8 protein-coding genes are annotated in these 13,713 nt (G+C 52.4%); all 8 read right to left on the minus strand.

The features are described 5' to 3' along the window. Positions 1-432: 432 nt before the first annotated feature. On the minus strand, positions 433-1,545 hold the full coding sequence (locus FIU91_RS07300) for a glycosyltransferase (protein WP_152461998.1): 1,113 nt from the start codon (positions 1,543-1,545) through the stop codon (positions 433-435). Next, positions 1,542-2,639 (minus strand): glycosyltransferase family 4 protein, encoded by a 1,098-nt coding sequence (locus tag FIU91_RS07305; RefSeq protein WP_152461999.1) that lies wholly within the window; start codon positions 2,637-2,639, stop codon positions 1,542-1,544. Before FIU91_RS07305 ends, FIU91_RS07300 begins: the two co-directional genes overlap by 4 nt. Before the next feature lie 301 nt (positions 2,640-2,940). Then, positions 2,941-4,239 (minus strand): hypothetical protein, encoded by a 1,299-nt coding sequence (locus tag FIU91_RS07310; protein ID WP_152462000.1) that lies wholly within the window; start codon positions 4,237-4,239, stop codon positions 2,941-2,943. Positions 4,240-4,484: 245 nt separating this feature from the next. After that, positions 4,485-5,282, minus strand: coding sequence for a glycosyltransferase (locus FIU91_RS07315; RefSeq protein WP_152462001.1), 798 nt, complete (start codon positions 5,280-5,282; stop codon positions 4,485-4,487). Between the two features lie 1,170 nt (positions 5,283-6,452). After that, the gene (locus FIU91_RS07320) at positions 6,453-7,358 is read right to left on the minus strand and encodes a sulfotransferase (RefSeq protein WP_152462002.1); all 906 of its coding nucleotides are present in this window, start codon (positions 7,356-7,358) and stop codon (positions 6,453-6,455) included. A 1,045-nt stretch (positions 7,359-8,403) separates the two neighbouring features. Continuing rightward, positions 8,404-9,780: a polysaccharide biosynthesis C-terminal domain-containing protein gene (locus FIU91_RS07325; RefSeq protein WP_152462003.1), complete on the minus strand. Its 1,377-nt coding sequence runs from the start codon at positions 9,778-9,780 to the stop codon at positions 8,404-8,406. After that, positions 9,780-11,072, minus strand: coding sequence for a glycosyltransferase family 4 protein (locus tag FIU91_RS07330; protein WP_152462004.1), 1,293 nt, complete (start codon positions 11,070-11,072; stop codon positions 9,780-9,782). Before FIU91_RS07330 ends, FIU91_RS07325 begins: the two co-directional genes overlap by 1 nt. Continuing rightward, positions 11,072-13,600 carry a polysaccharide pyruvyl transferase family protein gene (locus tag FIU91_RS07335; RefSeq protein ID WP_172974961.1) on the minus strand — a complete coding sequence of 843 codons (2,529 nt, stop codon included), beginning with the start codon at positions 13,598-13,600 and terminating at the stop codon, positions 11,072-11,074. The genes FIU91_RS07330 and FIU91_RS07335 overlap by 1 nt, the downstream gene beginning before the upstream one ends. Between the last annotated feature and the right edge of the window lie 113 nt (positions 13,601-13,713).

Consider the following 13,713-nt stretch of genomic DNA (forward strand, 5'->3'; position numbering starts at 1 on the left):
GCAACTCCTGAATTGGAGTATTCAGAAAAAATAGTATATATCGTGAGCTTTTAGATCTAGCCTGAACCCATAACAGCTCCTCATACCGTAATATCTCGAGTGTAAGATCCTAGGCCGACTCACGCGTCTACTCGTCAAGCCCAGGACCTAGATGCACACAGTGCCGAGCCATGCGCGCTTAATAGATCTCAGAAGTTTTTGTGTCGGAGGTGGACATCATTCAGACACATGATTTAAGTGTTCTTTCTCTGAAGCGTTAGCTTTCAAGATTGGCATAATCAATCGACATCAATCGACGTAAACCAGATTAGTCGGTAGACCACAATTAATTTTTGTCTTTACGCTGAAGCATTGAAGCCGTTTTCCAAGCCAGTAGGCTTTTAAAAGAACGTGCCGAAACGATCGCTGGACTGATAGAAAAAGCAATGAAGTTTACCCACCCGCGTCCAATGCGTTCATATAACAATGCTGCAACTGTTCGGCTACAGACGGCCACGAAAAATCGCGCAACATCCAGGCGCGGCCGCGTGCGCCCATGTCGCGACGCTCCGCGTCGGTCAGAGACATCATCTCGCGAAGGGCGGCGGACATGTAAGGAGCTCCAATCGGAACCCACCGGCCGCAGTTCTCTTTTTCCAAGCCCGACCAAGGTGCGCCTTGGGAAGAGACCACGGGCACCTCGAGCATGAGGCTTTCAGCAACGGTGATGGCAAAATTTTCGCTATGCGTTGGAAGTGCGAAAAGCCCCGCCGTCGCCATGAGACGATTCTTTTCAGCGCCATACACCGGTCCATGGATCGTAACTCTCTGCACTCCGGTTTCTTCAATCAGACTTTGAAGTCGGCTCACTTCGCCCCCCTCGTCAGGTCCCGCGATTAGAACTGACCATTCTGGAAAATTTGGTTCCAAAGTTTGCCAAGCCATAATGAGGTGATCTAGCGCTTTTTTTCGGTGGATACGGCCCAAAGACAAGATTGTGCGTCCTTCCGCGCCGACGCCAGTTGGACGCGATACCTCGGCAATACCATTTGGAACTACGCAAACGGGGGCACGCAGACCATAGGCATAAATTTCTTCTGCTTCGGCTTCACTGGTCGCGTGTAAGGCAGCTGCTTGATGTAATACTGCATCCTGAAACCAAAGCGATACGAATCTCTTTTTTAATACACTATAGGAGAGGGCAATATCGGAGAGCATCCCGTGGGGTGAGATTACATAAGGAAATCCCGTCGCACGATGCCATTGGAGTACGCTGCAACCAGGGTACATCCAAAGTCCGTGCAGGTGTATTATATCCGGCGCCATTTCATTCAGCGCTGCCGTCATGCTAGGCGCATATCCAAGGCGGCGTGGACCAAAAACCGGCACTACGCGCGTCGAAATCCCGTTCCAAACCTCCCGTTCGGCTGGCCAGTCAGGATGGTTCAATCCCAACACCGCAACGTCCATTCCTATCGCAGATTGTGCTTGCGCCAAACCAAGAACGACCTCCCGCACGCCCGCGGCCCTGCGCACGAGATCTGATGCCACATGAACGATCCTCATTTAGTATCCCTTAAGCGCTCAATTAGGACTGCAAACCTGTCCGCCATATTTTCCGTTGTAAAGCTCGGCCCAACAACTCTTGATGCAGCTTCTGCGAAATTATCCAATCTATCGTTATCCGCCACCATTTCTTTAATTGTTGCAGCTAACGCATCAGCGTCGTCATGGGCAAAACTCAAGCCCGTTATTCCATCCCGAAAAGCAGCTATCTCTGGCATGTGGAAACGTCGCTGATTGTGTAAAATCGACGGCAGAGTATAGGCCATGGCGTGGATCAAACTGAGTCCTACCTCGCCGGGATACAAAAACGCGCGACACCGGTTCGCAACCTCAGCGATTCGAACCTCGTCTGTCAGGGCACCATGCCACACGATCTGGAGGTCTAAACCCAGATCGCGCGCCCGACTCTGCAAGTCTGCACGTTTCTCGCCGTCGCCGATGACATGGAGCAATGGTGCCTTGTCCTGCAGTAGAGCCATCGCTTCTAAAGCTATATCAAGGCCCGCTTTCTCGGTCAGCCGTCCAACAAAAAGTAGCGCGTTATCACGACCCCTCGCGTGATATTTGCATCGCAATCTCTGAATCGGTTCAATATCGATCCCATTGTTTAGCGCAGCCAAAAAACGCCCGCGGCTTGAAAGGAAACCGTCAGACTGAAATGCTTCAACCTCTTCATCTGTATAGAACAGTATTGCATCGGCTAAAGCCATTGGTAGATGGCGTAATATCTGGCGCCATCTACGGCTGGTAGAACTCCAATAGTGGCTCCACCAGATGACGTCTGCTCGGTTCATCTTTGCCCGAACAAGAAGTAAAAGAGTGCTTAAATAGCGCGGGTTACCTGAGAGTGCCACAATATCGCCCCGTCCCACTGGTATCCAAGCGACACCCGATTGCCACATCATACCGAACGGCAGGCTTCGGATCGGTCCGGCAGCAACTGCCCATTGGTCTGTCACGGCTTCAGTTAAAGCCCCCAGTGATCCGGGACTGTAAATCACTTTCATGGAAGTTCCGTAACGCGCACTTAAGCGTTTGAAAAAATCAAGCCGATAGCGCGGCAAGGCAGGTTGCACATGATAAATTTTGGCCATGTTTTAACCTCTCCATTGAGGCATTTTTGCGAACCGCTTGCTGTTTTTCCGAAGCGACAGCGTAATTGCGATGAAGGAGCACTCGAGTTTCTGGCAGGATCATCATTCGTTTCGGCAGCCGCTCTAATACTTTCCGTTGACAACACTTGCTTAAAAACTCAAATTTAGCATGCTCGACGAAAATGTTGTGTGCCGTTAAGAAAAGATTGTATCATTAAAAACGCAGATCAATAGAGGCAGAGAGCTTTAGAACAAAAGTTAACGGCGTAGAGGTCATCGGCTTTAATTTAATAATTAAGTATTAACTCGATCTCTTGGCCTTACCAAGCTGCAGTCTCAAGATAAAAAGGAATAATAGGCCTGGAACAACGAGAAACCAAACTCTGTTTCCGAAAGTACTCATGGACCCCCAAAAAAAAGAGATTAGACTGACATCAAATGCAGCAATTGGTGCAATAAGGCCACGCGAAAATAGGGAAACTAGCCTGCGTAGAAATAGAATAGTGACCAACATCAAAGACAGCCCTGCATATGCGAAGTTGCCCAAAAGTAAGTATTGCTCACCAAGGAAACCCAAAGATATCGAATGGTTTGCCGCTACTCCGGCACGACCATAAAGTGTATCTACGGAAGTCAGGCCCAGTCCAGATGGTTTTTCCGGCCAAATTATTCTAGGGAACCACCCCAAAAACAATAGTTGAAATTGCTCCCAAAACGCTAATAACCCGAGAGGCCTGCCCTCTTCTGCATAATTTATTGCGTCTTCCGTAACAATCATATGGTGTCCAGCTGACCCTCCAACCAAGACCGCAAAATTATCAACTGTTCCATACCGGGATAATTGCGCAAGGTACAAAGCCAACGGTAAGATTGCCGGGACAAGCCATACTCTGAATTTTACGTCATAGTAATACATCGCTACGACAAAGACGTATATTAAGTACGTCCCCACAACAAGACGTCCAAATCCTGACCAATGGAGGAGGGCATATGAAAAAAATACTAAGCCGTACGACAACATGGCCGGTACAATTATGCTTTTTTTACGCTTTGACCTAAGCATGACCTCAAAAAGGATAGCGGAAATGGAAAGGGGGGCTACCAAAGTAATAAGTCCCGAACTCAAAACAAATGGAGAAGCTATCATCCAGACTTGCGTAGCAAAAAATAGGAATATCGCTCTTCTAGTCGTAATTAAATGGGTGGGGTGGGAGTTTTTCCAATGCGGCCTTGCAAAAGTTCTCAGAAAATCGAATGAAATAATGAATGCGCTTACTGACTGTAAGGGAAGAATTCCATCATAAAGGATCAAGCCAATACTGGGAAACAAAAAGAGCGTGAAGTATGCAATGCTTAGGATTGTTGTAAGCGCGCCTACGCTTGGATAGAGCAGGATTCGGATTGTTTGGGCAGCGAGAATAATCCATAAAGTTGCGCCATTACCCTCAAGGCTCAATGTATAAAGCATAACCTCAAAGAAAATTGCTCCATACACGATTAATGCAGCGAGTAGGCGGAAAGAACTATTGAACCCATATCTTAAGCGCGTCATACCGAAATAATAACCTGTACTCGGTGACCTTGTGATATGACTTGGCACTTTCAGATATCCTTTTCTGCCGCTTCTGGGAGTGAATTCCAATACCCATGAGCGAAACTTAACAAGAATTTAAGTTGAGTGTATTTATTATTTTTGTATAATTTCTCTAGCACATTGCTTTGCTGGTTGGAACTTAAAGGCTCTTGTTCTGAAGCTTAATCCGACCATTGTTTTGGTTGTAGTGTAATTACGTTGACGGTTGAAAGCCAACAATATTGAATGAAAGTTTCTGATTGTATTTCGGGTCAATCATCTGAAAAAAGCCGCCAATTTGGCCTGTCTTTTACAGGGCGAATCTTGTTGTGAACTACAAGATGCAGATTGCGCTGAGAAACATGTGCGACTACACGAAAAAAAGCCCTGGTAGCGCGTCCAATTTTTTCTTTGTCCTTGAATATTTCGTCACGCTCTTTCGACAAATCTTTTGAATAAACTTCGCTCAAGCCTCCTCCATGGCGTCTAAAGCCGGCGCCGATCATGTTTAATACAGACACCTCTTCTTTTTCCAAAATATATCGGTAAATCTCAGATTCAAATGAATACTTATAGCGTCCTGAGAATCCGCCAAATTCTTGAAACGTACTTGAGGAAAAAAATAATGATCCTGTAAATACATTTGCGTTCGTTCTCTCAGGCCCTAACTTTGATATATAAGCAAATAATATTCGATCTACAGCTCCTTGCTCATCAAGCACAGCCATATGCGCGACCGCTGCCTTCGCGCCAATTTTAAATTCATCGACAACCTTAGTGAATAAACTTCTGTCGAGGTAGACGTCGTCGCTATTCAGCCAACAATATATCGCACCTGTTGCTCTGTTGAAACCTCGGTTCAAAGCGTCCGGGACTCCGCTGTCTGGTCGTGAGTCGATTGTCAAATTCGGCACTTCCATCGACTTCACTATATCAAGAGTGCGATCAGTGGAGCCACCGTCCGAGATAATCAGCTCCCAGTTTGCATAGGTTTGGCGCTGAATGCTCTCGATTGCCTCAGCAATGAATCGTTCTGAGTTAAATGTTGGCATCACAATTGATATTTTCATTGGTATCTCTTGCTAATAGTGTTACGATTAATGATCGTCGCCCGCGTATGAACTATTACTTCTGTTTGACCGATTGCCTTCCACGATCGATCGTACAATCGCATTCTGGCCAATCAAGGTGGCGAATTTGGGTCTCTTGCCCTGCTTGTCTCGCAGGGATTTGAGTCGGAACTAAGGTCCGGATCATGACAGCAACCTCTATCCGACGAGGAACAGGTTCTTGAGGGCGAGCCGCGTAAACAGCCGCGCGCGTTAGCGGGTTGTGAGACACCTGAACTGACGTTTGATCTGCATGAAAGGTGCTCAACCTGGCGTCAAACTATGCCGATGATAACATTGATACCTTACCGGACACGATGTAGCGCACCGCCCTCAGGTACCTTCCATAGGGCGGGCCAAATTTCTTTGGGTGCCAGAGAAAACCTCGTCCCGCGCGGCGCGGCTACAAAGCTTAGCTGCTCACACTGGCGTCTTCGCGTCGTGCAAAAGGCCATCCATCGCCGGCCTTGCTTGGGTCTTAACACTGATGGTCTCTAGGCCTTGCACGATACCGTTGCCGAAATCGCCACATAAGTGCCTTGATGATAAAAAAATGTTTATTGATTTTCTTCGTCGATGAAATCTAGGGATCGCGTGCATTGATCCTTCTTCTTCGTCGAATGCGGCGCATCAATTATTGTGGCGCCCACCACCAGATCCCCGAGCGAAGCATACTGCCTTGGTTGTCTGTGTTTATTTCCCTCGCAAACAGCTCCTAGGTAAGCTGTTGATAATCTGGCGGCCATGGCTGTTGGGGATCTTAGTCTCAACCGGGGTCCCATCGTGGCCGAGCGCGATGCCAGCGAAACGGTGCATAGCGTCGCTATCGTAGAACATATCTTCTTCTATCACAGGGGGCAGCGTGTAAAGTTATTATATGAAATACACGCGGAGCAACGTCACCACGGGAAATGCGTGTCAGCATCATTAACACTTCGACCTCAATGATGAATCTCTCTCGACCCTTCTGCCGCTTCTTCATTACATTGCGGAGGTCGGCAAAGGCGTATTGCTTAGGCAACGGCCAGAATCCTAAGTGATCTTGCACCGTCTATTCTGACTTTCTGGGAGTAACGAGGTTTCGCGAACGCTCTAGCAGATAAAAGTGTTAGGCGGATAGGGTAGGGGTCTTCAGTATATTCGCCACCTAGAAAGGTTGCGCCCAATAGCAGGCTCAAGGGCCAGTACGTCTTGTTCATAGAATTCTGCGAGCCGCTTCAACAGCTGCGCCGATAGGCTTGGTTTATGACTTGGAAGCAACCATTCGAGCAATGACTCATCAACGGCTCGCCACACTCGATAGCCGATACGCGCGGGTTCGTTGCGGTAGCCCAAAGAGCGAGTATTGTCACTGTTTTTGAGCACCGCCAGCTTGTCAATCTTTTGCAAATAGCCTAGGCGTCGCAGATCATACACGACGGCTTGTGGCCTTTTGTTCATGCGTGTTGGAGTAAAGTTTTTGTCCACACCCAAGAACTCGTACATTGTACGCGCCGTATTTAGTGGTTCTGAAATTACATCTTCTTGCAAGCACACTTGAACTTGGCCACGCTCGAAGAATGGCCCGTATTTGCTGAGATGCTTATGGTATAATCCAAATTCTAAAATTTCCCAAGCTCGGGGCCAAGACGTACTGTATTCGGTGTCTTCATCAAGGAGTCTAGCCAATCCTATTTCTGGGTCCATAATGGGAAGGAACCCACCACGCATGTAGTGATAGTACGCAGAAACAGCGCGCTCGACAGGATTTCGAAGAACTGCGATCAGTCTCGCTTTGGGTAGGTCGCGACAAATGCGGGCGGGCACCTCGGCGCGGCCAATCCATTGCGGCCGCTTTAATCCTAAAATACGTTCAGGGCGATCAGCCAACTGTCTACTCAGGTAGTCTGGCCCAAGCGTTCTGTAATCCGGATCCTCGAAATAGGGGGTTTCTCCATGCGGCATCCATATATCCGGATGATCAGATAAGCAGAACTGCAAATATGTCGAAGCTGCTTTCTGTGCGCCTATAACAAGGAAATCGGGTACCCTACCCATTACAAAAACTCGCTTATAGGCAATTCCGCAAAATGATAAACGAGCCTGATATGTTTTAGCATAACATCTTCCAGCTTAAGACATCGGAAGTGCCGGGAAGGGACCGCCCTCATTGAATCACCTTTTGTGGAGGCTGCCGGATTGTCTGCTCGTTTGTTTTGGTGATGAAACGCCAAAATATAGAAATTCGCCCGTAGCTAGAGATGCATGAAAAGCGACTATGCTAAAAAGTCGCCGGCCGTTTTGAAGTATTTCTTGACATGTCGCCTCCTGTGCATGTTTGTTTGGGATATTATGTTTCTAGGATGTAGTATAGTTGGCGTCGCTCACGCTGAGTGAGTCGCCCTGGATGCAGTCTGGCGGGTGTCTCGAGTTATTTCTGATTAAAAACGACTATCTTATTTTCATCGTCGAGGCGAAGGTTATCCCCGTAGCAGAGCTGATCTTCTGCGGCGCTGATTCAGAACTGCGATAGTCACAAATCGGCCTAATATCGGCGAATGGGTCGTTCCCAATGCCTCGTAACACAGCAAATACAATATGCCGCCATGCCGTGGATTGATCTGCCATCCTTTGACATGGCGGAATAACGTGGCAACACAAGAGTGTTTATCGCGTAGAAACCCATGAGACAAGCTTCTTATACAGCCAAACCCACCGCGGCCACCGTAGCGGCGGTTGTGCACTTCCATCGGGTGGGACACCAAATCACTCACGATTTTGTAGCAAGGGTTAAGACACGATGATTCTTGATGAGGCGAGGAGGCGGTACAGCTTAAGATCTGGACCTAAGTTAAACTCCGATGCGAATATCGGGATCGATGTCGCGCATGTTACACGAAGTTAAAAAATTCTTCACTTCAAGTGCAAGATCCGCGAACACCTCAGCTTTCTATTCTTGAATGGTTTTAAAGAATCGACAATCTAGGCCACATTGGCTTGCAAAGGCGTAGGGAAAGGTGGGAACCCTCTCCGGAGCAATTATTGACGAGTTTGCTGCACACAAAGGTAAGATATTCTGTCGTTAGGGTCAGGTCAGGTCAGGTCATCGCCAGCGCCCATGCGGCAGTGGCGCGGTGAAGATGCCTAGCCTAATGTAGGTTCGCCAGCACAGGATTCCCCTATACACAAGGATGCTAGTCCCGGTAGCAACGGCTGCACCAAGCGGTCCGTATAGTGGGATTAGGGTGAAGTTGAGAGCAATATTGCTCAACGCACCAGTGGCAATACCAGCCAGTGTGTCGCGCTCAAAGCCACTTAAGTTTAGCAGCAAATCGACAGGTCCAAAGTAAGCAATCAGCAAGTTAGCTACCACAAGGATAACTAAATACTGGTAAGCGGGCGCGAACTCGACCCCGTAAAACAGGATGATCATTTGGCGACCGAAGACCACGAGCACCGCGCCGACGGCAAGCGCGGCGCCGAGTTGCAGCCGGATACTTTGGCGCACAAGTTCTTGGAGTGCCTCTCGCTCGCCAGTGTTCACGAGGCTCACGACACGAGGCATGATCACAGCGTTCACGCTGACAAGTCCGAAGACAACCAGGCCCGCGCCGGTGCCCGCGATTCGGTAATGACCGACATCTGTGCTCTCACTTAGAAAGCCTAGCATTACGATATCGGTGTTCGAGATAATTGCTTGCATTCCTGTGGTGAGTCCGAAAATCATTGTAGACTTGAGTAGGAAACCTTGCTCCACCATTCCTAGTTGTTCGGGGAGTACGCCGAACGGACGCACACGCTGTAGAATCGTGGCACCAACGAGAAACGCAAGTACTGCCGCCGTAACGTTCAATATAAGCGCCGTCTGGGCCGTTGTGCTAGTAGCCGGGCCCGTGAGCACCCAGTAAACCGCCACGGCCACGGCCAGAAATAAAGGGCGCAGCAACTGCTCGGGTAATTGTCCTACGATCACGTGGCCGAGCCCGCGGAGGGCCGCACCTCGAATCATTCCTAGCGCCACGAGCGTAATCAGCGGCAGCGCGAATATAAAGGGGGCGGCCCCGGCGGCCGAAGCATCTCTCACGCCCTCGAACGAAAACTGACTTGAGACTTGATCCGAAACTGGATTGGTCCATCGCACTCTACCTTGCCACACTAGTACCGCGACGAATATGCCAGTCAAGGCAGCCGAAAGAATGAGAACAACTCGCTGCGCCCACTGCCAGATTGCGACCATGCGCCCAGGCTTGTCGTTAGCCAAAGCGCTCGCTGTCTCTCGGATCACCAGGATAGGAAGGCCCATCTGCGCCGGCACTGCCAAGACTGTCGTCACCGAGATGACAAACGCATAAATTCCGTATTGCTCGGCTCCCAAAAGGCGTGCAAGAGCCACACCGCTTAGCAATCCAAACGTTACACCGGCAACCTTCACTGCGAAGCTCGCCCCGCCGAGCCTTATGAGGCTGAAGCCAGCGACCATCAGGGAGTTCCGGGGGCCGCCGGACCGTCCGTGTCATCCCGACACGAAACTGGTCCCCGGGCTTCGATCAGTTCGTCGTATAGCGCGGCATAGGCACGCGCCACGCGGGCGGGATCGTGAATCCGAGCTGCGCGCTCGGCCGTCTCAAATCGCATCTTGGCGCAGCGCTCCGGGTCTCCGAGGAGCCACAGAATGCCCTCTGCGAGATCGCTCGCCTCGAAGGGCCGAGCGAGATAGCCCGAACGGCCCGGCTCCACGATATCCGGCAGCCCGCCGACGGCGAACGCGGCCACGGGCGTGCCGCAGACCTGTGCCTCGACGCCGGTATTGGGCAGGTTGTCCATCCGCGAGGGGATCACCATCACATCTGCTGCACTATAGAGCAGCTTGAGTGTCTGGTCGTCCGCGAGCCGGCCCATATAATGCACCGGAAAGCCCATATCAGGCACCTCGCGCGGCCGTCGTTCGCCGAATACCACGAGCTGTAGCCCCTCAATTCGCCCCCGCAACTTATCTAATGCTGCGCGAAGCAGATCATAGCCCTTGCGCGGATCGCGGGTGCCGCTCATTGCGCCAAAAAGCAGTAGCGGCTCTGTCTCGGGCAGACCGAGCAGACGACGCGCAAGACGCTGATCAACCGGCTGCCAGATCGCGGTGTCGATTGGGTTGGGAATCACCTGAACCGGCCAGCTGCTCATGAGTGCGCTTTGCCGGACGCAATCGGCCAGCCAGCGGCTAGGCGTGACGATGTGGATCGGGCTCCGCCACGCGCGCTGCTTGCGCCGCCAAACCCAGCGGTCGAGGTCGAGACCGCGCGCCTCCAGAGGTCGGCTGGAAGGGGTGTAACCAACGCGCCAGCGGTCGCTCTGAGTGTAATGCTCTGAACCGCAGAAGGCCCACATGTCATGCAGCGTCCAGACCATTGGTACAGAAACTCGAGCGATGTCTCGCACTGACAGCATCTCGTTGTTAATCCAGTGCAGGTTGACTACCTCTGCACCGAGCGATGCAAAGCGTTCGGGCCAACGTGTTCGCATCAGGGCCATGGAGGCCATGCCCGTGCCGGGCTTACTGAGCCAGTCGGTGGCGCGCTGTACTAGGCCACGCCTTACCTGGACCGCAATACGCTCGCGCAGCGTGTCCGGCGAGGTGACGGTCCAATCTCCGGACTGAGCATCGTTAACCGCCATCCCGGCGTCGAGGCCAGCTTCGCGCTGCGCCTCCATTACGCGGAAGGCGGCTCGCGCGGCGCCGCCAGAAATGTCCGTCGAGTTGACATGCAGGACGCGCATCAGGAGGCTAAAATCTTGCGCGCTTTGCGCGCAGGGCGGGGGCCTACGGTCGCCGCGACAGCACGCGCGAAGATTGGCTCAAAGCCCTTCGCTGGACGCCGCGGTGTGGCGAGCGCGGTCTCGATGCCCTCAACCAGAGCCTCGCGAGTCAAGGTCGCGAGATTCGGCGCGGCGACGCCGAACCGGTCAGCGAGGGCCTGCACTTTCCCGCGGCCTAGCGTATAGTCGATGGCCACGGTTGGCACCTCAAGACCCAGCGCAAAGACAAGTGAATGGAAGCGCATGGTTAGCGCTACGTCGGCCGCCTGAAACGCCGCAACGTAGTCTACCGGCGCGAGCTCGGAGCCTAGAAGCGACACGTCGATCCGCTGCTGCAGAAAATTATTTCCTTCGAACAGCCGCCGGTAAAACCAACGATCGTCGTTGCCGAAATGGTTCGTGCACATCGGCAGCGGCCGGATGGTGAGATCGGGATGCGCCGCCACCAGAAACTCGAGTGCCCCGACGACCGCCGTCTCATAGCGGTCTCGCGCGGTCATACTCTCGGCCTGACTGAGGTGGCGTGCGTAGCTCTGCCAAGGAAAGTCGCGCAAACCCAAAAGCAGAGTGCGCCCAGATCCCGGCGCGGGGATCGCTGCAGCGTCAGGGGTTCCGTCCTCGGCATCGGCCTCATCGGTTTCCATGGATGCGCCGCGAGGGCGGAACGGGATCGGTGGATTGACCAAACGGTCGGAAAGCCGCGCCTCTGGTGCCGGCGGCAGCGCGCCGCGCACCTCTGCAAGCCAGGTGAATGCAGGATCTTCAGCAACCGTGTCGGTCGAGGTGTCGATGCCCATCTCGCTTGCTAGATTGCGGGATCTCTCGTCACGGTATATTCGGTGCGTCGCCGCCCTCAGCAGGCGCATGATGGAGGCGTTGTAATAAGGATCGCCGAGTGGGCCGACGCCGCAGCCTGCCACCATTCGCTGCACACCGGCGCGGGCGGCAGCCTCGAAGATTGCCTCCATTTCAGCCAACTGCGGCAGCGCCATCAGCGGGCCGCCACCAAAGGCCACTAGATCCATGTCGCCGGCGCAAGCGATTGCCTGCTCGGGCTTGACGATCTCGGATCCTTCGAGTTCGGGCATTTGCGCCCTGGTCATCCGGGTGACGTAGGGGTGGAGCGACACAATGGTGAGATCGACGGGTCCCCAAGCAGCCTCTAGCGCCACCTGGATGCCGCCGAGTATCGCTTTGTCGCCGAGGGTTTCAGTGCCGTACCAGCCGCAGATCATCACGCGCGGTCGCGCGCCGGCGATGATGCGCCCTGTGTTCGCCTTATCCTGCACCGCACCGGCTGTCGACGTAGGAAAACCGGACGGGGCGCGGGGGATCATTCTGCGCATCTTCTGAAGGCGAGCATCGAACTTGCGGCGCTGTCGCAGCGTGCTAATGCCGGTGTCGTGATAGCCGCGCTGGATCAGCCGAGCTAGCGGCTTCCGGGCGAGAAGACGCTCAAGTTGCTGGCGCTGATATACTTGGCGCGGCGGGATGCCGGTGTAGTCGTGGTTGCAGCTGTCGCACTTGTTTTCCTGGATTTCGCGCAAGTGATCGGCGTTGCCGAAGTAAATGGCTTCACTGTCATTCTTGGTGATGTCACCAAGAACCTTGCTTTCGACAGCACAGTATAGGAGCTCGCCCTTAGAGGTTATAGTAGCGCCCCGATGTTGCCAGTTGCACCCCGCCTGGCGCGGCACGTCGTGCACCATTTGGTCAATCAAGGAGCGGTAGAAGAAGTTTTGCCCCGGGTCTGTCTCGTAATTCCGGATCATTCCCTCGAGAAATTCAGCGAAATGATAAGTTTCGGCCTCTGTCAACGCATAGGGCTCACGCAGATCTTTGGTGTAGAGCCGCTGATGCGGAATACCGAGGCGATACTTGATATGAACACCCTTCTCTTTTGCATAATCAAGGAGGTCATCGAGATGATATACGTTTTCGCGAATCACAGTGCAGCCAAAACGTAGATTGTCGACGAGCGGAGACGCGATCGCAAAATCTATTACGTTCTGCGCCCGCTTGAAGTTGCCAGGGCGGCCGCGCACACGGTCATGTACCTCACCATAGCCATCGAGGGAAACCATGAAAGTCTGCCGACCGCCATGTCGCTTGGCTACCTCGCCGACTTCCGTAATGCGCGCAATCACTTCTTGGTACTTGTAAGAATTAGAGATCAGGGAGACCCCCCGAAGGCTCGGCAACTCCTCGAAAAGCACCTCAGTAAGCTTTCCGAGATCCTTGCGTAGCGTTGGCTCGCCGCCGTTTATTCCAACGGTTTGGACCTTACGGAAAAGCGGATTGCGTAATCCCTCGCGCAGACGCTCTGGCTCGATATCGGCAGATTTCTTATTTTCCCAAATGCGGCACATTTGGCATCTTGAGTTGCAAATATCGTTTACGGGGAACTGGATCACGATCGGTAATTCTTGCGGCAGAGGGCGACTGCGCATGAGGTAAGACATTGAATGGAGTTTTGACTTAATATTCATTGGTAGACAAGTCTCCGTGAAGTCATTTACGGGAACATCTGAGCTAAGGTTCCAGCTTTGCCGAGAATAGATCACTCGATTTTTGAAGGTGTCGCGCATGCTTGACGTGGCTT

Source organism: Roseivivax sp. THAF30 (assembly GCF_009363575.1).
In the GTDB taxonomy this organism is placed as follows: domain Bacteria; phylum Pseudomonadota; class Alphaproteobacteria; order Rhodobacterales; family Rhodobacteraceae; genus Roseivivax; species Roseivivax halotolerans.